This is a genomic window from Yoonia sp., assembly GCF_046292185.1.
In the GTDB taxonomy this organism is placed as follows: domain Bacteria; phylum Pseudomonadota; class Alphaproteobacteria; order Rhodobacterales; family Rhodobacteraceae; genus Yoonia.
Genome location: NZ_JBKBQY010000060.1, coordinates 1 through 20,721 on the forward strand (window position 1 = coordinate 1; position 20,721 = coordinate 20,721).

General features: G+C 59.1%; 22 protein-coding genes and 1 riboswitch. Of the genes, 10 read left to right on the plus strand and 12 right to left on the minus strand.

Annotation, left to right across the window (positions count from 1 at the left end):
- The 10 genes from ACK4TM_RS11610 to ACK4TM_RS11655 all read right to left on the minus strand — a co-directional run.
- Positions 1–428 (minus strand): hypothetical protein (locus tag ACK4TM_RS11610; RefSeq protein ID WP_409701486.1); only part of this gene is annotated, 428 nt, incomplete at its 3' end.
- A gap of 302 nt (positions 429–730) precedes the next feature.
- Entirely contained in the window at positions 731–1,477 is a 747-nt protein-coding gene (locus tag ACK4TM_RS11615; protein ID WP_409701488.1) for an ABC transporter permease, read from the minus strand.
- Positions 1,465–2,199, minus strand: a complete 735-nt coding sequence (locus ACK4TM_RS11620; protein ID WP_409701491.1) for an ABC transporter ATP-binding protein — start codon at positions 2,197–2,199, stop codon at positions 1,465–1,467. Before ACK4TM_RS11620 ends, ACK4TM_RS11615 begins: the two co-directional genes overlap by 13 nt.
- Positions 2,196–2,870 carry a thiaminase II gene (gene tenA, locus ACK4TM_RS11625; protein WP_409701494.1) on the minus strand — a complete coding sequence of 225 codons (675 nt, stop codon included), beginning with the start codon at positions 2,868–2,870 and terminating at the stop codon, positions 2,196–2,198. Before tenA ends, ACK4TM_RS11620 begins: the two co-directional genes overlap by 4 nt.
- Positions 2,867–3,817 (minus strand): ABC transporter substrate-binding protein, encoded by a 951-nt coding sequence (locus tag ACK4TM_RS11630; protein WP_409701497.1) that lies wholly within the window; start codon positions 3,815–3,817, stop codon positions 2,867–2,869. Before ACK4TM_RS11630 ends, tenA begins: the two co-directional genes overlap by 4 nt.
- A 10-nt stretch (positions 3,818–3,827) precedes the next feature.
- On the minus strand, positions 3,828–4,781 hold the full coding sequence (locus tag ACK4TM_RS11635) for a HesA/MoeB/ThiF family protein (protein WP_409701500.1): 954 nt from the start codon (positions 4,779–4,781) through the stop codon (positions 3,828–3,830).
- A complete protein-coding gene (locus tag ACK4TM_RS11640) occupies positions 4,778–5,374 on the minus strand; it encodes a thiamine phosphate synthase (protein WP_409701503.1) in 597 nt (198 codons plus the stop codon). The genes ACK4TM_RS11635 and ACK4TM_RS11640 overlap by 4 nt, the downstream gene beginning before the upstream one ends.
- Positions 5,371–6,132 (minus strand): thiazole synthase, encoded by a 762-nt coding sequence (locus ACK4TM_RS11645; RefSeq protein ID WP_409701506.1) that lies wholly within the window; start codon positions 6,130–6,132, stop codon positions 5,371–5,373. The genes ACK4TM_RS11640 and ACK4TM_RS11645 overlap by 4 nt, the downstream gene beginning before the upstream one ends.
- A 3-nt stretch (positions 6,133–6,135) precedes the next feature.
- Complete coding sequence (gene thiS / locus ACK4TM_RS11650) at positions 6,136–6,333, minus strand: sulfur carrier protein ThiS (protein ID WP_409701509.1); 198 nt, start codon at positions 6,331–6,333, stop codon at positions 6,136–6,138.
- The gene (locus ACK4TM_RS11655; RefSeq protein ID WP_409701512.1) at positions 6,323–7,288 is read right to left on the minus strand and encodes an FAD-dependent oxidoreductase; all 966 of its coding nucleotides are present in this window, start codon (positions 7,286–7,288) and stop codon (positions 6,323–6,325) included. Before ACK4TM_RS11655 ends, thiS begins: the two co-directional genes overlap by 11 nt.
- Before the next feature lie 55 nt (positions 7,289–7,343).
- Positions 7,344–7,445: riboswitch (TPP riboswitch) on the minus strand.
- Positions 7,446–7,648: 203 nt separating this feature from the next.
- Between ACK4TM_RS11655 and ugpB the strand changes: the two genes are divergently transcribed.
- The 4 genes from ugpB (at position 7,649) to ugpC (ending at position 11,854) form a co-directional block, all read left to right on the plus strand.
- Positions 7,649–8,968: a sn-glycerol-3-phosphate ABC transporter substrate-binding protein UgpB gene (gene ugpB / locus ACK4TM_RS11660; RefSeq protein WP_409701515.1), complete on the plus strand. Its 1,320-nt coding sequence runs from the start codon at positions 7,649–7,651 to the stop codon at positions 8,966–8,968.
- 78 nt (positions 8,969–9,046) lie between these two features.
- Positions 9,047–9,937 carry a sn-glycerol-3-phosphate ABC transporter permease UgpA gene (ugpA, locus tag ACK4TM_RS11665; RefSeq protein ID WP_409701518.1) on the plus strand — a complete coding sequence of 297 codons (891 nt, stop codon included), beginning with the start codon at positions 9,047–9,049 and terminating at the stop codon, positions 9,935–9,937.
- 12 nt (positions 9,938–9,949) lie between these two features.
- A complete protein-coding gene (gene ugpE, locus ACK4TM_RS11670; RefSeq protein WP_409701521.1) occupies positions 9,950–10,798 on the plus strand; it encodes a sn-glycerol-3-phosphate ABC transporter permease UgpE in 849 nt (282 codons plus the stop codon).
- Positions 10,799–10,801: 3 nt separating this feature from the next.
- Positions 10,802–11,854, plus strand: a complete 1,053-nt coding sequence (ugpC, locus tag ACK4TM_RS11675) for a sn-glycerol-3-phosphate ABC transporter ATP-binding protein UgpC (protein WP_409701523.1) — start codon at positions 10,802–10,804, stop codon at positions 11,852–11,854.
- Positions 11,855–11,917: 63 nt separating this feature from the next.
- On the opposite strand, the gene ACK4TM_RS11680 is transcribed toward ugpC, so the two are convergent.
- Positions 11,918–12,370, minus strand: a complete 453-nt coding sequence (locus tag ACK4TM_RS11680; RefSeq protein ID WP_409701525.1) for an Lrp/AsnC family transcriptional regulator — start codon at positions 12,368–12,370, stop codon at positions 11,918–11,920.
- Positions 12,371–12,484: 114 nt separating this feature from the next.
- On the opposite strand from ACK4TM_RS11680, the gene ACK4TM_RS11685 reads away from it, so the two are divergent.
- Complete coding sequence (locus tag ACK4TM_RS11685) at positions 12,485–13,471, plus strand: hypothetical protein (RefSeq protein ID WP_409701527.1); 987 nt, start codon at positions 12,485–12,487, stop codon at positions 13,469–13,471.
- Between the two features lie 54 nt (positions 13,472–13,525).
- On the opposite strand, the gene ACK4TM_RS11690 is transcribed toward ACK4TM_RS11685, so the two are convergent.
- Positions 13,526–14,545, minus strand: coding sequence for a LacI family DNA-binding transcriptional regulator (locus ACK4TM_RS11690; protein WP_409701529.1), 1,020 nt, complete (start codon positions 14,543–14,545; stop codon positions 13,526–13,528).
- Between the two features lie 304 nt (positions 14,546–14,849).
- On the opposite strand from ACK4TM_RS11690, the gene ACK4TM_RS11695 reads away from it, so the two are divergent.
- Genes ACK4TM_RS11695 through ACK4TM_RS11715 form a run of 5 tightly spaced genes read left to right on the plus strand, consistent with a single transcriptional unit; the run spans position 14,850 to position 20,639 of the window.
- Positions 14,850–15,926, plus strand: coding sequence for a LacI family DNA-binding transcriptional regulator (locus tag ACK4TM_RS11695; RefSeq protein ID WP_409701531.1), 1,077 nt, complete (start codon positions 14,850–14,852; stop codon positions 15,924–15,926).
- Positions 15,927–15,954: 28 nt separating this feature from the next.
- Complete coding sequence (locus ACK4TM_RS11700) at positions 15,955–17,007, plus strand: sugar phosphate isomerase/epimerase family protein (RefSeq protein ID WP_409701533.1); 1,053 nt, start codon at positions 15,955–15,957, stop codon at positions 17,005–17,007.
- A gap of 3 nt (positions 17,008–17,010) precedes the next feature.
- Complete coding sequence (locus ACK4TM_RS11705; RefSeq protein ID WP_409701535.1) at positions 17,011–18,150, plus strand: Gfo/Idh/MocA family protein; 1,140 nt, start codon at positions 17,011–17,013, stop codon at positions 18,148–18,150.
- The gene (locus tag ACK4TM_RS11710; protein WP_409701537.1) at positions 18,135–19,652 is read left to right on the plus strand and encodes a sugar ABC transporter ATP-binding protein; all 1,518 of its coding nucleotides are present in this window, start codon (positions 18,135–18,137) and stop codon (positions 19,650–19,652) included. The genes ACK4TM_RS11705 and ACK4TM_RS11710 overlap by 16 nt, the downstream gene beginning before the upstream one ends.
- Positions 19,653–20,639 carry an ABC transporter permease gene (locus tag ACK4TM_RS11715; protein WP_409701539.1) on the plus strand — a complete coding sequence of 329 codons (987 nt, stop codon included), beginning with the start codon at positions 19,653–19,655 and terminating at the stop codon, positions 20,637–20,639.
- Positions 20,640–20,721: the final 82 nt, after the last annotated feature.

Sequence of the window (20,721 nt, forward strand, 5' to 3'; positions counted from 1 at the left end):
CTTGGCGAGTAATCCTTGTCCCTGTTTAATTTGCCACCGGCCAACGCAATTTGACCTGTTATCGGCGCGCCGCGCTGATCAACAAAGCTATGCGCCGTTCCGGTAATTGAAGGATGGGCATCGAAAGCGACGCGGGCAGACATTACGCCTGCCATTGCCTTGGTGTTAATTTGGTCGGCCAGTGTGACTGTGACAAAACCTTCATATTGCCCGGACCCATGCATGGGAACATTTGCGATAGGTGTCAGCTGATTGTCAGGAAACCTGGCGCGAATTTGCGTGGCGGATGAATTTACCCGGTCAAATGCCGTCAGATCTGGATCTGATGTGATTGAGGAAGACCCGCAGCCGGACAATATTGAAAGGCATGCAACTAAGACAAAGCATGTTTCTCGGTCGGTTTTGCAACTTGCATGTGGTAGCATCATTATGAACTCGCCCGTATCTTGAAAGCAGCAGGGGATCACTCAAAACACTGCAACTCGCAAAAAACTGACTTACTTCATTACCACCATGATACGGGTCAACATTTCGGATGTTTGGTGTGATCATATGCGCCTGATTTAACAGCGCGACACCACACATGCGACACAAGTCTTGACATCAATATTAGCCGATTCGTTCAAATCCACAAGCTGTTCAATGTGCACGGAAAACAGGTTGTTTTTTTGTCCGAGAAGAGGGTGAGCTGGGGCAATCCGTCATACGGGACGAAAAGCAAAAGCAGGCTTTACGGCAATTTAGATGACCTGCGTCCGATGGCCTCAAGGCATGAAAATAACAAAAGGCTTTGCGCGGCGAGAACCATAAGAGCCGCGAACATCAGGTCAGTCTGACCGCGCCCGTTGGCCATGAGCATCAGATAGCCAAGGCCGCGCGAAGACCCGACCCATTCGCCGATGATGACAGCAAAAGGGGCATAGACAACGGCCAGGCGCAGTCCGCTGGCCAATGCTGGCAGCGCGTGAGGGACTTGCAACAGAAAGAGCTTGCGCAGCGGCGTTGCGCGCATCAGCTGCGCCAGATCAGCCAAAGCCGGTGGCAGCCGCATCAGCCCATCGAAAAAAGCCGACGTGACAGGAAAGTAAACTACCAACATGACAATCACGATTTTGGACGCGGCCCCATACCCACGCCAGAGCGTCAGCACCGGGGCCAGCGCGAAAACCGGCACTGCCTGTGCAAAGATCAGCATGGGGCGCAACAATAGCCGCGCGCCGGGCGAAAGCGCGAGGTTCAACGCCGTGGCCACCCCCAGTGCGACACCTGCGGCCAGCCCTGTCAGCAGGTTGACCGCCGTAAAGCGGGCGTGTTCCAACAAGAGTGGTGCATTGTCCCACAGTGTTACCCCCACGCGCCCCGGTCCGGGTAGAATGAACCGCGGCACGCCGCTGGTCCAGACCACGCCCTGCCACAGGAGCAGAGCGAACGCCAAGGCCAGCAGAGCGCGAGAGGGACCGTTGTTCAACCAGTGCATCGATTGCCCTCTGCGCGATGCAGTCGCGCCAGCAGACCTGCCTGCGCCGCAAGGGTTTGGGGCGTATCAAAAGCGCGCGGCGGCGCGCCTTGTGGCAGGTCGAGCGCATGTGCCCCATCTAGTCCAAGCAGCCAAGCGTGATCGGACAGACGGATCGCTTCCAGCGGGTCGTGGGTGATGAGGATTACGCTGCGACCTTGAAGCAACTTTGCCGCAAGGTCCTGCATTTCGAGCCGGGTCATCGTATCCAGTGCGGAAAACGGCTCGTCCAGAACGACGATTGGGCAATCTTCGACCAGCACCCGTGCGAGTGCAAGACGCTGGCGCTGGCCTCCGGACAGGGTGGGCGGGTGGCGATCTTCCATTCCGGCAAGACCGACCTGCGCCAGCATTTCGCGTGCGCGATCCCGGTCAGGGCGCGCCCCGCGCAACCGTGCACCGATGGTCACGTTGTCGATCAGGCTGGCCCAAGGCAGGTTCTGCCCTTCCTGTGCCAGCATCGCGACGCGTCCGGCAAGCGGCTGGCCGTCCCCTGTCGTCAGGCTGCCGTCCAACCGGTAAGGGCCGGGCAAACCCGCGATCATCCGCCCGATGGTGGATTTGCCGATTCCCGAGATTCCCAGCAGCGATGACCAGCGCCCGGCAGGCATGTCGAGCGCCAGATCGCGGATCAAGGCCGCATCCTGCATCCAAAGATCGCCATGCAGGCTAATCGCGGTCACGGCCCGTCCAGCCCCATCTGCCAAAATCCAACCTCCAGCCGCGTCGCCGTCGCAAAGCGTTGCGCAAGTTGCTCTGCGCGTGGCAGGCTGTGCCAGTCTGGCCCAAGCCGGTGGAGCAATGCGCTGTCGATCAGTGCGCCAACGTCGCGGCACAGGGTTTGATAGGCGTCACCCGCATAGGTATCGATCCATTCGGCATAGGCGCCGCCACTTCCTGCCAGTCGCGCGCCGACTTCACCATAGCCCAACACGCAGGGTGCAAGCGCTGCCATCAGGTCGAGGAAGTCACCGGAATATCCCGCCTCCAGTACATAACGGGTATAGGCGAGGTTCCCAGGACTTTCGACCGTTGCGGCCAGCGATGCCGCGTCGATCCCTTCGCGCGCACAGATCTGGATGTGCAACGGCATTTCCTCATGGACCAGCGCCTGCAAGGTGGCAGAGGCTGCCTGCATTTCGGCAAGCGTATCCGCCTTTGCTGCTGCCAATGCCCATGCTCGGGCAAAATGCATCAGGAAAATGTAATCCTGCCGCAGATAATGCAGGTAATGCGTGCGAGGCAGGTCGCCCCGTCGCAGTCCTTCAACAAAGGCGTGATGCGTATAGGCTTCCCACGCGGGCGCTTTTGCGCGCCAGCGTGGAAAAGCTTGCCCGTAATCCGGCAGGCTCATTGCGCCACCTCTGCCGTGACATCGACCGCCAGTTCAGCGATCCCCAGCCCGCCGGGCGTTGCGCCGTGATCGGCCAGAAATGACTCGAACCTGACGTAGCGCCCGGCATCGAGCGCTGCGGGCCGGGTGGCAAAGCGGGGCCATGTGTCACCCCAGGCACGGATGTTCAGCTCGGTCTGTAATTCTGATGCGGTGGCAGCGAAAAGATCCCACGCATCGTCGGGGTTGTTGAATATGAACCCTGTCGCACGCTCGGTCGCGTCCAGAAAACGGGCGATGAGCGCGGGATCCATCCGTTCTGGGTTGGCGATATAGATCAATTCGTCATATGTGGGCACGCCCTCGGATTCAGGATAGAAACAATGGCCTTCGCTACCTTCAAGGCGCAATTGGTTCAGCTCGAAATTTCGAAACGCACCAATCACGCCATCGACTTGCCCCGACATTAACGCGGGCGAGATTGACCAGCCGATGTTGATCTGTTCGACATCCTGAGGTGTCATGTCGTGATGCGCGAGCATCGCGTTCAGCATCACCTCTTGCACGCCCGCAACGGCAAAGCCCACGCGCCCACCCTTCAGGTCGGACATATCCTTGATCGGCCCGTCCGCCAGCACGACAAGGCAGGTGAGCGGTGTGGAAATCAACGTGCCGACACGCCGGAGCGGCAGGTCATTATGCCGGCTTAGATGCAACTGTGGCTGATAGCTGATTGCCAGATCAACCCGTCCTGCAGCAACCATGCGGGGCGGATCATTAGGGTCGGATGGCGTCACGATCTCGACCTTAAGCCCCGCCTCATCGAAATACCCCAATTCCTGTGCAAGGATGATCGGGCCATGGTCAGGGTTCACGAACCAGTCAAGCATGAGCGAGACTTGATCCTGTCCCTGCGCGGGCAAGGCTAGCGGGACGGTGACAGCAACGGCGGCAAGAAGGCGTTTCATGATGGTCCTTTCAATCATTCAAGGCCAGCAGGGCAATATCGCCCTGCCAGTGGGTTTGCAGTGTCTGGCCTGCGTTATGTGCGCGCAGGCCCGTCGTGCAGGCCAGCACGACACGTACGTCGTCGAGCGGCGTAAGGTTGGTAATGTCCAGTGGCGGGACATGGCGGGCAGTGGCGCAGAACGGTGGGGCTTCCGTCCGCAGGTCGATCAGTTGATCACCGGCGCGGATCTGGCTGCGGGCGACAAACGGCAAGGGGTGCAAAGGCTCTGGCGCGTCGTCGAAGCGAAATCCGCCCATCCGCCAGTGCCCCGCATCTAAAGAGATCAACTGCCCCAGCGGCGAGGGCGACAGCCCCAACAGCACCGACAGCGCCATCTGCGCCTGAAGCCCGCCCATCGTGCCGACAACCGGCCCCATCACGCCAGCGGTGGCGCAGGTTGCGCCCCTTTCCGGCAGGTCGGGAAAGATTGCGCGCAGGCTGGGCGCAGGCCCGCAACACGCAGCAACATAGCCCGATAACGCCAGCGCCGAGGCAGTGATCAGTGGCGTGCCTCTCCGGTGACAGAGATCCGACAATGTCAGGCTGACGGCGAATGTATCGGCGCAATCCAGCACAATGTCGGCCGCCGCAAGCCAGTCCGGTGCGTTCGCAGGATCGAGCCACGCGATGACGGGGGTGATCCGGGTATCGGGGTTCAATGCCGCAAGCAGATTGGCGGCGGCTATTGCCTTGGGCTGCCCAATCTGGTCCATGCGGTACAGCGGTTGCCGGTGCAGGTTGTGTTCGGCCACCTCATCTGGATCGACCAAGGTGATCTGCCCCACGCCTGCGCCGACAAGATATTGCATTACCGGCACACCCAGCCCGCCTGCACCCACCACCAGCACATGAGCACGCGCCAATCGGGACTGCCCTGCAGCGCCGATCTGGGGCAGGATCATTTGGCGGGCATAGCGGGTCATGGGCATACCCGCAGCCAGTGGCGCATCCGATCCTCGGGTGCGGCATGCAAGGTGATATCTGTCACCGCCGCCACGATATCTGCCCCTGCTTCAAACGCACCCGTAGCGCGTTCCACGGACATGCCGCCAATGGCGCAGAGGGGGATTCCACCGATGAGGCTTTTCCATTCGCTTATCCTGTCCAGACCCTGCTGGTGCCATTTCATCTGTTTGAGGATCGTTGGATAGACCGGCCCCAACGCGATATAATCGGGCGATAACGCCAAGGCGCGGTCAAGCTCCTGATGGTCATGGGTCGAAATACCCAACCGCAAGCCAGCGCGACGGATCGCAGGCACGTCGGCGCTGGCCAAATCCTCTTGCCCCAGATGCAGCCAATCGGCACCTTCCTCGATCGCTAATTGCCAGTGGTCATTGATCACCAGCATGGCGGCATGTTGGCGCGCCAGTTCCAGACCCGCCCTTATATCTGCGCGCAGTGCCTTGGGCGCGCAGTCCTTGATCCGCAGTTGTGCCAGCTTCACACCTAAAGGAAAGGCGCGCTCCAGCCAATTGACCGTGTCGAAAATCGGGTAGAAGCGGGGAAATGTCATAGCCAGGCCTTTCCAATGACAGGGGTGGACGGCGTGGCCATATCGCGCGGGGACATGGGCCCTGCGGCATGGGCCATGGCCCCTGCCTGCACGGCAAGGGCAAAGGCCTGCGCCATCCCTGCCGGATCGCCTGCTTGCGCGACTGCGGTGTTCAACAGCACGGCATCGAACCCCATTTCCATCGCGTCAGCCGCGTGGCTGGGAAGGCCAAGACCAGCGTCGATCACCATCGGCACGTCAGGAAAGGCGGCCCGCAGGGTCCGGAGCCCATATCGGTTGTTCAGGCCGAGGCCGGACCCGATCGGCGCACCCCAAGGCATCAGCACCCGGCATCCGACGTCAAGCAGCCGCGCGGCAAGCACCTGATCTTCGGTCGTATAGGGAAACACGTCAAACCCGTCGGCAACAAGCGTCTTGGCCGCCTCCAGCAGCCCAAAAGGATCGGGCTGCAATGTGTCCGCGTGGCCGATCACTTCGAGCTTGATCCAGTTCGTCTCGAACAATTCGCGGGCCATCTGCGCGGTGGTGACAGCCTCACGCGCGCTATAGCAGCCAGCGGTATTGGGCAGGATATGTACGCCAAGCCCGCGGATGATATCCCAGAACGCCTGCCCACCGCCCGCTTCGCGGCGCAAGGACACCGTGGCCACCTCTGCGCCGGACCGTGCAAAAGCGGTCTGCAAGGTTGCAGGCGAAGGATATTGTGCGGTGCCCAGCATCAGTGGGCTGGCAAGTTTGATGCCATAGAAATCAAGCATCCTTCAGCCCCCCTGCATCGGTGCGAGTACTTCGAGCCGGTCGCCTTCGGATACCTGCGTGGTGTCGCGCGCGGCTTTGGGCACGAAATTGCCGTTCAGCGCCGTTGCCACGCGGGCTTCGGCCCAGCCGAGTTCTTTTAGGACAGACGTCAAGGTTTTCTCCGTGACTTCGCGCGTTTCGCCATTCACCTCAATCTGCATGAATCAGATCTCCCTTGATGCCATTGGTCAGATAATCAATCGCCTGCGTCGCCAGCGCCGGGGCCATCAAATAACCGTGGCGAAACAACCCGTTCAGTGACAGCACGTCGCTACGGATAGTCACGCGCGGCACGTTGTCGGAAAAGGCTGGACGTAGGTCCGCGCCGGTTTCGATCACTTCGGCTTCGGCGAAACGTGGATCAAGCGCGTAGGCCGCGCTAAGCAATTCCAGCACTGCGCGGGCGGATATGCCGCGCCGGTCAGCGCTTTCGATCTGCGTGGCGCCGAGCATGAACACGCCACCGGCCCTTGGCACGATATAAAACGGATGGCGCGGATGCAGCAGCCGCACCGGGCGCGACAGCTCGATTTCGGGGGTTCGCAGGATCAGCATTTCACCCCGCACCCCGCGCAGGCCCGGCAAACAGGCCGATGTCCCGCGCGCATCAATCACCGGGCCGGAAAGATCGTCCGGCATCGCTTCGGCCTGTTCGATCCGCACGTTGCGCAGGGCAAGCGCGACCACCAGATCCTGCAGCGCCTGCCGTGGATCAAGATGCGCCTCGCTTTCAAAGTACAAGGCAGGGTGATTGGCTGCGAGATCCGGTTCCAGCTTCGATATGTCGCTGATCGCGGCGTGCCCGGTGGTCCGTCGCGCGAATTGTTCCAATTCGCTCCGTCCGAGCTGCAAGGCCAAGACCAACGTGCCGCGTTGCGTGACCTGTGTCACTTCGGCCCAGAATGCGGCCGCCTTTTGCCCGTGGGTGACAATCGTGGCTTCGCTGACCGCGCCTTCGCAAAATGGGGCGAGCATGCCACCAGCCCACCAGGAACAGCCATGTACACCCGGCGGGCCGTTTCGGTCGATCAGCCTTGGCGTCAGGCCCGCCCGGCAGGCGGCATAAGCCGCACAAAGGCCCGCAACACCCGCGCCGATGATCGTTATATCTGCCAACAAATACGCCTCTTGCTTGTGATACCAACGCAAGAAGACGGATCACGCGCGGGAAGCGCGCCAAGTTACCGTTCCCTCCGCCGGTATGATCCGGATCAGGTTCGATGGGTTAGCTTGCGCCTCTCAGCCCGGAATCCGGGCACCCCAACGGTTATGCAACAATGCTTGCCTGAATATGCTCGCTTGTTCAAGGGGGTGCTTGAATGGGGTCGGCCAGACGCATGATCCGATAAAACCATCGGCCCACTGTCATTGTGATGTTACAGCTGGACAATATCCCGTCGCCTGTCAGTCGCTCGCCGACGCCGTCAGTTTTGGTGGCGTTGTTGCGCGGCGCAAACAGCAACTGGGGATATTGATATGAAAAGCACATTATTGGCCGCAACCGCGATGACCTTGGCCGTTGGCGCACCGATAGCGCAGGCGCAGACACAGATTGACTGGTGGCATGCGATGGGCGGCGAATTGGGTGAACTGCTGGAAGGCGTCGCCGAAGGTTTCAATGAAAGCCAGTCCGACTATCAGGTCGTTCCCAGCTTTCGCGGCACCTATGCCGAGGCTATGACCGGCGCGATTGCCGCATTCCGTGCCAATCAGCAGCCTCATATCCTGCAAGTATTCGAGGTCGGCACCGGCACCATGATGGGTGCAGAAGGTGCAATCTACCCGATCTATCAGCTGATGGCCGACAACGACGTGGCATTCGACCCCAGTGCCTATCTGGACACGATTGTCAGCTATTATACTGATCCGGACGGCAACATGCTGTCATTCCCGTTCAACTCTTCCACGCCGATCATGTATTACAACCGCGACATATTTGAAGCGGCGGGTCTGGACGCTGACACCCCGCCGGCCACATGGGCCGAGATGGAAGCAGCCTCATTGCAAATCATCGAAAGCGGTGCGGCCCCTTGTGGTTTCACCACGTCCTGGCCCAGCTGGGTCATGCTTGAAAATTTCACTGCCTGGCACAATGTGCCGCTAGCGACCCAGTCCAATGGCTTTGAAGGTTTCGATACCGAATTCGTGTTCAACAACGACCTGGTCGCGACGCATTGGGACAACCTGAAAGCCTGGCAGGACGCCGGTGCGTTCCGTTGGGGCGGCCCAGGGTCCGGCCCCGATTCTGCACCGCTGTTTTATGCCGGTGAATGCGCGATGTTCTTCGGATCATCGGCCAGTCGCGCTGGTGTGCTGAACAATGCCGAATTCGAAGTCGGTTTTGGCATGCAGCCCTACTACGACACTGTCGAAGGTGCGCCGCAGAACACGATCATCGGTGGCGCGACGCTATGGGTGCTGACCGGCCATGAGGACGAAGACTATCAGGGCATCGCCCGCTTCTTCGAATATCTGTCCCAGCCCGAAGTCCAGGCGAAATGGCATCAGGACACCGGTTATCTTCCAATCACGCAGGCTGCTTTCGATCTGACGCGCGATCAGGGCTACTATGACGAAAACCCCGGTTCTGATATCTCGATCCGTCAGATGACGCTGAATCCGCCGACCCCGAATTCCAGCGGTCTGCGTTTCGGCAACTTTGTCCAGATCCGCGATATCATCTCGGAAGAGATGGAAAGCGTGATGTCAGGCGCCAAGTCCGGCCAGCAAGCCGCGGATGACGCGGTGCGCCGGGGCAACGTGTTGCTGCGCGAATTCGAAGCCTCAATGAACTAAGGCTCTGTCAGCATGATCCACCCCTGCAAGTGCAGGGGTGGTTTTTTCGTTGTTCTCCTTGGCTGGACAGGCACCTAGATGCAGACCAAACGATCCACCTTTTCCAGCGGCTGGCTGCCCTATGCTTTGCTGGCACCGCAAATCATCATCACGCTGATCTTTTTCGTCTGGCCCGCCAGTCAGGCGTTGATGCAATCGGTCTACCGGGAAGGCGACGCGTTCGGCGTGCGACCGCCGACCTTTGTCGGCTTTCGCAATTTCACGCAGCTGTTCGACGATGCGCTGTATGTAAATTCGCTTAAGGTCACGCTCTATTTCTCGGTCGGGACCACAGTGCTGTCGATGGGGCTGGCGCTGCTTTTCGCCGTGATGGTCAACAAGATGATCCGCTCCAAGGAAACCTATACGACGTTTCTGGTCTGGCCCTATGCCATTGCGCCCGCCATTGCCGGTGTGCTGTGGTGGTTCATCTTCAACCCCAGTATCGGCATCCTGCCCTATGTGCTGGAAGGGATCGGCTATGACTGGAACCACAGGTCCAGCAGCAGCGACGCTATGATATTGGTAATCGTGGCGGCAGCGTGGAAGCAGATTTCCTATAATTTTCTGTTCTTCCTCGCGGGCCTTCAATCGATTCCCCAATCGTTGCTGGAAGCGGCGGCGATCGACGGGGCCAGCCGGTTCAAACGGTTCTGGACCATCGTGTTTCCGCTGCTGTCGCCGGTGACGTTCTTCCTGCTGGTCGTCAACATCGTCTATGCGATGTTCGACACGTTTGGCGTGATCCACGCCACAACCGAAGGCGGCCCCGCGCAGGCGACGAACATCCTTGTCTATAAGGTGTTCCGCGACGGTTTCGTCAATCTCAACATGGGGTCGTCGGCCGCGCAATCCGTGATCCTGATGGGGATCGTCATCGTGCTGACCGTCATCCAGTTCCGCTATATCGAGCGGCGCGTGAATTATTGAGGAAACAGGACAATGGTTGAAAATGACCGCTGGGGCACGTTCTTTGCCCATCTGGTGTTGATCCTTGGCGTCGCGCTGGTGGTGTTTCCGGTCTATGTGGCCGTCATTGCTTCGACCCATCCCGCAGGGACCTTTGTGCGCGGGGTGATGCCGCTGCTGCCGGGGCCGAATGCGCTGGAAAATTACCGCACGGTGATATTCGAAGGGCGCTCGCGCGCCGGCACGCCGCCCATCGGCGGGATGCTGTGGAATTCCTTCGTGATGGCGATGGCGATCACTTTGGGAAAATTGTCAATCTCGCTCCTGTCGGCGTTTGCCATCGTCTATTTCCGCTTTCCGTTCCGGATGTTCTTTTTCTGGATCATCTTCATGACCCTGATGCTGCCGGTCGAAGTCCGGATCGTGCCGACCTTTCAGGTTGTTGCCAATCTGGGCATGCTGAACAGTTTTGCGGGCCTGTCGATCCCGTTGATCGCGTCAGCAACGGCGACATTCCTTTTCCGGCAATTCTTCATGACGGTGCCAGAAGAGTTAATGGAAGCCGCGCGCGTCGACGGAGCTGGTCCGATGAAATTTTTCAAGGATATCCTGCTGCCGCTGTCGATCACTAATATCGCCGCTTTGTTCGTGATCATGTTCATCTACGGCTGGAACCAATACCTCTGGCCCCTGCTGATCACGACCGACCCCAAGTATTACACCATTGTCATGGGTATTCAGCGGATGGTGACGGGCGGCGATGCCGAACCGCTATGGCATCTGGTGATGGCGACGGTGGTGCTGGCCGCGCTGCCTCCGATCCTTGTGATCCTATTCATGCAAAGGCTGTTCGTCAAAGGCCTGACAGAGACGGAGAAATAGAAAATGGCGACGATTGTGATGGACGACCTGCACAAGGTCTATGCAGGCGGCGTCAAGGCGGTGACAGGCATCAGCCTTGATATTGCCGATGGCGAAATGATCGTGCTGGTAGGTCCTTCCGGCTGCGGCAAATCCACCTTGCTGCGCATGGTCGCAGGACTGGAGACGATTTCGGACGGCACGCTGAAAATCGGTGATCGCGTCGTGAATACACTCGAACCCGCAGAACGCGATATCGCGATGGTGTTCCAGAATTACGCGCTTTACCCGCATATGAGTGTATTCAGCAATCTTGCCTACGGGTTACGAAACCGCAAATTGCAGAAAGACGAAATTGACCGCCGCGTGCGCGAGGCTGCCGAGATGTTGGAAATCGGGCAATTTCTTGACCGTAAACCGCGCAACCTGTCGGGTGGGCAACGCCAGCGTGTGGCGATGGGCCGCGCCTTGGTGCGTGAACCGGCAGCGTTTTTGTTCGACGAGCCGTTGTCGAATCTTGACGCAAAACTGCGTGTGCAGATGCGGGTCGAAATCCGGCAGTTGCAAAAACGGCTGAAAACCACATCGCTCTACGTTACGCATGACCAGTTGGAAGCGATGACCATGGCCGACCGTCTGGTCGTGCTGAACGGCGGACGCATCGAACAGGTCGGCACCCCGATGGAGGTGTTCAACAAGCCCGCCACGGTCTTTGTTGCCGGCTTTATCGGATCACCAGCGATGAACATGGTCGATGCCAAATATCTGCGCGAGACCGGCGCTGCGGCTGGTCTGACCGGGTTGCCGGACGGTACAGACCTGATCGGTATCCGCCCGGACAATCTGCTATTGACCGCACCAGATGCGCCGCATCTGCGCCTAGACGGCAGGGTCGTACTGTTGGAACCGGCGGGTGCCGAAAGCCATATCTATATCGTGCTTGAAGGCAGCAACCAGCCGATGACGATGCGGGTTCAGGGGCTGCCGGCGGTTGCGGAAGGTGCGCAAATTCCATTTTTCGCGGCAGTGTCGGAGCTGCACCCGTTCAGTGCCACATCGGGCCTGCGGCTGGGTTGACCCACTGCGCCGAGCCTGTTGGGGCGGATCACGAAACGGCGATGCTTCATCACGCGACAAGGTTTATACGTCCACGGCAGTTTCATCTTTTGCTGTGCGGATCACGACCATGGTAAAAAAGCGCGCAACATTGGTCCTGTCGCGGAACAGGCGGTCGCATAGGGCATCGAACTCGTCCATGTCGCGCAAGCGCAGGACCAATACGACATCGGTTTCGCCCGTGACGGCATAGGCTTGGGCCACCGCCTCTTCGGCGGTCGCCAGATCAAGGAACCGGCGCATATGCTGTTCGCCATGCAGCTTTAATTCTACGGTGACCAATGCCTTCAGCACGCGCCCCACCTTGGCCGGGTTCAGTATTGCGACAATGCGGTCGATGATGCCGCTTTGGTGCAATTTTCGCACGCGGCGAAGGCAGCTTGACGGAGACAAGCCGACCGTATCAGCCATCTCGACATTGGTTTTCGCTGCGTCGCGTTGCAGAAGGTTCAGCAGCTTTTTATCGATCCGGTCCATGAAGAATTCCTCTCGTGCCTAACATGCAATAAAATTGCATTAACCTGCAATCTTTGATCAAAAATGCCGCGCTGTTCCGGTTAGGAAATCTGGGCGATCAAACAGGAGAAATCGATGTCTGCCTTCACACCATTCATGCAAAAAACGCGTGATACTTTCGCGATCTACTGGATGCTTGCCCGGATCATCTTCCCGATCACGGTTATGACAGAGCTTTTGTCGCGCATGGGCATAATCGAACTGCTCGCCCCCGCCTTCGCCCCCGTCATGAGCATGATCGGCCTGCCCCCGGAGCTGGGACTGGCCTGGCTGAGCGGGCTGTTGGTCGGCATCTGGGGTGCGATCCCGCTGGTTTTCGTACTGGTGCCGGTGGCGGACCTTTCGGTGGCGGATGTTACCATCTTTTCGGCGCTTCTCTTGTTCGCGCATGGCCTGCCGATCGAGCAGAAAATCATCCAAAAGGCCGGGCCTCAGATGTGGTTGACAGTGCTTTTGCGCGCCGGGGGCGGTGTGCTTTACGCGCTGATGCTGCATCATCTGCTGGCGGCGACCGGGTGGCTGGCTGCGCCGGTCGATCCGACGTGGATTCCGACGGGTGAAACGCTGTCTTGGTCTGCGTTCTTCCTGCAATTGCTCGAACTGATGGGCTGGATGCTGGTGATCCTGTTGGGCTTGTCCTGGGCGCTTGATCTGCTCAAAGTAACGGGGATCCTGAAACTGATGATGACGGCTCTGGCACCCGTGCTGCGCCTTGCAGGCATACGGGGAGAGGCCGGGCATCTGACCGCTGTCGGGCTGTTTCTGGGCATATCCTACGGCGGTGGGTTACTGATCCGCGAGGCGCGGTCCGGCGCAGTTTCGCCACGTCAGGTGTTCCTGTCCTGCGTCTTCATGGGCTTTGCGCATAGCATTATCGAGGATACGCTGATTGTTATGGCTATCGGCGCGGATATCAGCGGCGTTCTGTTCGGGCGGCTGGTTTTTGCCGTGGTTGCGACGGGGGTTATTGCCATTGTCATCCGTTCTATGGCTGACGATACTTTTTTCAGATGGGCATTCTGGGCACTGGAAACAAAACCGACGCAGGCTGAGCAGAAATAACAGCACGCTGTCAGCAAGATGATCAGGATCACGGTCGATGCTGCGTGAGTGATTTCAAATTTGCTGAACAGAGGCGGTTTCGACATAGGTCATCGGGATAAGCCCGGAGGTTGGCATGGGATCGGCGTTAATGCTGTAGGTCAGCGCAAGCATGGCATTTGCCAGGTCGCGGCCAAGGGTCGTCAGGCACAGTTCAAAGCAACTGATGGGCGGTCTGAGGTGGCGTAGGAGCGAGCTTTGACGCAAGCCAATAATGGACAGATCGGTGCCGGGGCGCAGGTTGGCCGCCATCAAGCCGCCACAGAAACCGCTGATCATCGGTTCCGAGCACATGATGATCGCCGTGGGGCGGTCTGATAGTGTGAGCAGACGCGCCGCAACCTCTGCCCCGCCATCTTCGCAGCTGCTGCCGGCAAAGCTGATGTCATCACTTGCCGGAAGGTCGTTTTCCGCCATCGTCTGGCGCCAGGTTTCGCGGTAAAGCTGCGAGAGATTGAGCTTGCCTTCCGGGACGCACACGGCGATTCGGCGGTGACCAAGTTCGGCCAAACGTGTCACGGCCTTTCGCGCGCCCTGTTCAAAATCGAGATCCATCCACAGGTAGTCTCCCGGCGTGCTGGATCTTCCCAAGGTCATGAAGGGCAGCGAAGATGCCGCCAGCAGAGCGATGCATTCATCATCTATTTCTGTGCTGGTTAGAATAAGGCCATCCATTGCCCCGCGCTGTAGCATGCGTCGTAGATATGCCAAGGGATCCATCGCACCGTGGATGGGCAGCAAGGCAAGGTCGATATTGTGATCGGCCAAGACCTCCTGCATGGCACCACTGACCGCCAGAAAAAACTTTCCGGCACCCAATGAAGTCGGTCCGGTCCTAATCATCAATCCGATGGTCTGTGTGCGCCCTTTGCGCAAGTTGCTGCCCGCCGCGTTCGGAACATAGCCGGTTGCTTGGGCCATCGCGATGACCCGCTTGCGCGTCTCCGCGTTGACGCCGGGCTTGCCATTCAATGCACGCGAAACGGTTCCGATTGACATGTTCAACCGGCGCGCCAAGACCCTGATCCCTGTCATTTACCAATCTGCCCCAGTCCTGCACAATTGAGAAGTAATAGGATACAGTAGTACTAAATTACTAAATCTGTTTACAAGTAATCGTTTACGATGCTGGTACTGACTGCGTCCGACTTATCGACAGCAGCCGGTTGAGTATTCCAAAGGGCCAACATTAGTGACCCCGCGTCGCCTTTGCGCAGAAAGTTACTAGAGCTTGCCGCCAGGGTCCCGAAATCGATAACGCCTCTTCGTAAAATTTCACCAAAAAATGATTGACGTCTGTCAGAACTTTCGTCTGAATGTGCGTAGGGAGGATTCGGGAATGCGTAAACCCACGCTGCACGATGTCGCGCGGGCTGCTGGCGTGAGCTATTCAACCGCTGACCGGGTGTTGAATGCGCGCGGTGGCGTGGCACCGAAATCCATTGAGCGCGTGCGCGCGGCTATTGACGCCCTTAGCTATGTGCGGGACCAGCATGCCGCCAATCTTTCGCGCGGACGTGTCTACAAATTCCAGTTTTTGCTGCCGAAAGCCGATCACAGCTTTTTCCGGGCACTGCGCGCGGCGCTGGATCGAGAGCGGGATCTTCGCCAAGCGGACCGCATTCTGATCTCGGTGACGGAAATTCCAGCGCTGGACACCGAGGCATTGGGCCTGGCGTTGGAGTCTGCCGATGTTTCCTGTGACTGCCTTGCCGTTGTGGCGACCGAAGCTCCGCGGATCACGGCCGCGATTGCCGCTTTGCGCGACCGTGGCTTGGCGGTCGTCACCTTGGTCGGCGATGCAGCGCCTGATGCGCGCGTTGCCTATGTCGGGATCGATAATGTGCTGGCCGGACGTACCGCAGGGCGGCTGTTGCGCATGGCGCATGTTGCGCGCGCGGGGTGCGTCCTGCCGGTGCTGGGATCACTACGCGCCCGAGACCACCGCGAACGCCTGGAAGGTGTATCCGCGGTGCTGACCGGTGAAATGCCCGCTATGCGCATCCTTCCCGCGCTATGGGTCGACGACCGACCTGATCTGATGCGCGCCAATGTCAGGCAGGCGCTCGTGGATCATCCAGAGATTACTGGCATCTATTCGATCGGCGCTGGCAACCGTGGCCTCATAGACCTGCTGCAGGATCTGATCGAACCGCGCCCTGTCGTGGTTATGCACGAATTGACTCCGACCAGCCGGATGGGACTCGAAAGTGGGCTGGTCGATGCTGTGATTGACCAAAAACCGGCGCAGGAAGTGTCGTTGGCCATTGATGTGATGAAGGCAATCGCGGACGGTCGCGACTGGCACGATCCGGCGCGCGACATTACCCCAGCTATTTTTCTGAAAGATAACCTTCCCGCGCAAGCGGCGCTGCCACTTCCCGCTGGTGAACCTGATCGACAGCTAAATCCGTAATGGCCTGCACTTTAGAAGGAGAAAGACAATGAAAACAATCAAGGGACCCGCCCTGTTCCTGGCACAATTTGCCGGGGACGAAGCGCCATTCAACTCCTGGGATGGTATCACGAAATGGGCTGCGGATTGCGGCTACAAGGGTGTGCAGCTGCCATCGTGGGACGCACGGTTCATCGACCTTGCCCGCGCCGCCGAAAGCCGTGATTATTGTGATGAACTCAAAGGTGTCGCGGCCACCAACGGGATCGCGATCACCGAACTGTCCACCCATCTGCAAGGCCAGTTGGTCGCTGTCCACCCCGCCTATGATGACGCGTTTGAAGGTTTCGCCGACCCCTCCGTGCGCGGCAATCCCAAAGCCCGGCAGGCCTGGGCCGTGGATCAGGTGAAACTGGCACTGACTGCCTCGCAGAACATGGGGATCAATACGCTCGCCAGTTTCTCGGGCGCATTGGCATGGCCTTTCGTCTACCCGTGGCCGCAGCGCCCCGCCGGGCTGGTGGAGGCTGCTTTTGACGAACTCGCCACGCGTTGGTTGCCGATCCTGAACCATGCAGAAGACTCCGGCGTCGATATCTGTTATGAAATCCACCCCGGCGAAGACCTGCATGACGGGATCAGTTTTGAGATGTTCCTTGAGCGTGTGAACAACCACGGCCGCGCAAATATGCTCTATGACCCGTCGCATTATGTGCTGCAATGTCTGGATTATCTAGACAATATCGACATCTACAAAGACCGCATCAAGATGTTCCACGTCAAAGACGCCGAATTCAACCCCACCGGGCGCCAGGGTGTCTATGGCGGTTTCCAAGGCTGGGTCAACCGCGCCGGCCGGTTCCGCAGCCTTGGCGACGGTCAGGTCGATTTTGGGGCAATTTTTTCCAAGATGGCCGCCAATGATTTTGATGGCTGGGCCGTGGTCGAATGGGAATGCGCGCTCAAACATCCCGAGGATGGTGCGCGTGAAGGTGCGCAATTTGTGAAGGATCATATCATCAGGGTGACCGAACGTGCCTTTGATGATTTCGCAGATGGCGGCACGGATGACGCTGCAAACCGGCGCATGTTGGGGATATAAACCATGGAAAAAATTCGTCTTGGCATGGTCGGCGGCGGCAAGGACGCCTTTATCGGCGGGGTCCACAGGATTGCTGCGCGCATCGACGGGCAGTTTGATCTGGTCGCAGGGGCTTTGTCTTCAACCCCGGAGCGGTCGCTGGAAAGCGGGCAGGCAATGGGGCTTGCAGCGGATCGCTGTTATGGCAGCTACGAGGAAATGGCCGAGGTGGAATCGGGTCGCCCGGATGGCGTCCGCGCGGTGTCTATCGTGACGCCGAACCATATGCATGCGGGGCCTGCGATGGCATTCCTGCGGCGCGGGATACATGTGATCTGCGACAAGCCATTGACGGCGACTTTGGCACAGGCCGAGGAATTGTCGAAAGCCATCGCCGATGCCAAGGCGCTGTTCATCCTGACGCATAATTATACCGGCTATCCGATGATCCGTCAGGCCCGCGCGATGATTGCGGCGGGTGATCTGGGTGATCTGCGCGTGGTGCAGGTGGAATATCCGCAAGATTGGTTGACTGAGGCAGCAGAGCAAAGCGGCGATAACAAGCAGGCCGAGTGGCGGACCGATCCCGAACGGTCCGGCGCGGGGGGGTCGATTGGCGATATTGGCAGCCATGCGCATAATCTTGCTTGCTTTGTGACGGGGCAAAAAGTGCAAAGTCTCGCTGCCGATCTGCAGACCTTCGTTCCCGGCAGGCGCGTCGATGACAATGCGCATTTCCTGCTGCGGTTTGATGGCGGCGCGCGCGGGATGCTGTGGTGCAGTCAGGTTGCGCCCGGCAATGAAAACGCGTTGCGACTGCGGGTTTATGGTGAAAAGGGGGGCCTGGAATGGGCGCAGGAAGACCCGAATTATCTGTGGTTCACACCGTTCGGCGAACCCAAACGCCTGCTGACGCGCGGCGGAAGCGGTGCGGGTGCTGCGGCTAACGCCGTGACGCGTACCCCGGGCGGTCATCCTGAGGGGTATCTGGAAGGGTTCGCCAACATTTACGCCGGGGCCGCTACGGCGATCCGTGCGGCTGAAGCGGGCGAAACACCTGACCTTTCGCTGTTGCCGGGGGTGGATGCAGGTCTTGATGGGATGCGGTTTATCGCGGCCGCGATCCGGTCATCCCAGGATGATGCTGCATGGGTCACGCTGTGACGACGCCCGTCCTCGCCCTTTCTGCGGTCAGCAAAAGCTTTGGCCCGATCGAGGTGCTGCATGGCGCGGATATCGCCCTGCACCCCGGTCGGGTCCATGCGCTGATCGGCGAAAACGGGGCGGGCAAATCTACGATGATGAAGATCCTGACCGGTTATCAGCTCCCCAGCGCGGGACAGGTATTGTTACAGAGCGAGCCCGTCAGCTTTGCCGATATGGGGCAGGCAGAGGCGCAGGGAATTTCACTGATCCATCAGGAATTCAATCTTGCTGAGCATCTGACCGTGGCAGAAAATATTTTCCTTGGGTCCGAGTTGCGACGCGGTTGGTTTCTGGACAAGGCCGCGATGCGTGCCAAGTCCCGCGAATTGCTGGGCCGCCTGCGCTGCGACGTGAATCCGGACCGGCCGATATCGGAACTGGCCAATTCCGATAAACAGATGGTTGAGATCGCCAAGGCACTGCTGCGAGACACGCGCGTGCTGATCATGGATGAACCGACGGCAGTTTTGACGCGCACTGAAACCGCCGTGTTGCTGGACCAGGTCCGTGCGTTGCGCGATCATGGGACGGCAGTGTTGTTCACCTCGCATAAACTCGATGAAGTCGCAGCGATTGCCGATGACCTGACGATCATGCGCGACGGCTCCGTCGTCTGGTCCGGCCCGGCCAGTGAGATGGACGAACACCGGATGGCCGAGGCGATGGTGGGCCGCGAAATATCAACTCTTTATCCGCCGAAGAACAGCACGAAAGGCGCGCTGGCGCTGGAAGTGGACGGGTTCAATATCCCCGGCTTCGCCCAGGATATCCAGTTCAACCTGCACAAGGGCGAGGTGCTGGGTGTCGCGGGACTGATCGGCTCTGGCCGCACCGAGACGTTTGAAGGTCTTGCCGGACTACGCCCCGCGCAAGGGCATGTGCGGATCAACGGCAATGCCGTGACCATCCGCCAACCGTGGGAAGCGCTGGCGCTGGGGCTGGCCTATCTGACCGAGGACCGCAAAACGCGTGGGTTGTTGTTGACGAAAAGCTTGCGCGTAAACCTGACGCTGCAAGCCCTGCATAAGTTTTCAAACTGGATGATCGACGCGCGGGCCGAAGACAAGGCGCTGGACAATGCTGTCGCCGAATTCGACATTCGCGGCAGCCGTGACGTTGATGTCGGCAGCCTGTCAGGCGGCAACCAGCAAAAGCTGTTGTTCGCCAAAACCATGCTGTCCGACCCCGACATCCTTGTGATCGACGAACCCACACGCGGCATCGATATCGGCACAAAGCAGCAGATGTACGAATTTATCCGCAGGCTGGCATCTGAAGGACGCGCCATCGTCGTGATCTCATCCGAGATGCAAGAGGTGATCGGTCTTGCCGACCGTGTGCTGGTGATGCGGCAGGGCCGGATCGCAGGCGAACTGTCCGGCGCTGACGCCACCGAAGACGCTATTGTGCGGCTGGCCATGGGGGTCGGCCAGAGCGCCCCGCTGGAAAGGACTGCGTAGATGACCACCGCCACCCTGTCATCCCCCAAGATCAAGATGAGCGTGATTGGCCCGATTGTGGCGCTGGTCGTGCTGATCATCATGGGAGCCCTGATGAACCCCAACTTCCTGAGCGCCGGGAATATTTCCAATGTGTTGTCGCGCTCTGCCTTTATCGGAATTATCGCGGTCGGGATGACCTTTGTCATCACCGCTGGGGGGCTTGATCTTTCGGTTGGCTCGATGGCCGCCTTTATCGCCGGTCTCATGATCCTGGTGATGAATACCGCGCTCCCGGTGATGGGGATCGGCATTCCGATTGTTCTGCTTGGCATGGCCGTGGCGCTGGCCGCGGGGCTGTTTGCGGGATTGCTGAACGGCGTACTGATCACGCGGCTGGGTATGGATGCCTTCATTGTCACCTTGGGATCGATGGGCATATATCGCTCTCTGGTCACATGGCTGGCCGACGGCGGGACGCTCAGCCTCGATTTCAGCCTGCGGACGTTTTATCAGCCGGTATATTACGGCGGCATCTTTGGCATCTCGTGGCCGATCATCGTCTTTACCATCGTGGTGATCTGCGGCGAACTGCTGATGCGTTCCACTGCATTCGGCCGCCATTGCGCAGCCATCGGGTCCAATGATCAGGTCGCGCGCTATTCTTCTGTGCGCGTCGCACGAGTGCGGATGCTGACCTATGTCATGCTGGGCATTCTGGTCGGGATCGCCACGATCATGTATGTCCCGCGGCTTGGCTCAGCGTCGTCCGCCACCGGCCTTCTTTGGGAACTTGAGGCGATTGCCGCCGTCATCGTTGGTGGCACAGCCCTCAAAGGCGGGTTTGGCCGCGTGTGGGGCACAGTGATCGGCGTGCTGATCCTGACCCTGATCGGCAATATCCTGAACCTGACCGATCTTGTTTCGCCTTATCTGAATGGTGCCATTCAGGGGGCTATCATCATTCTTGCTGTTGTTTTGCAGCGAGGACGCAAACCGGGTCAGTGACCCGGCCAACAACTCTAGGGAGGAGTTTATTATGAAACGACTATTATCCGCTTTGGCGATTTCGACAGCGCTGGTTACTCCG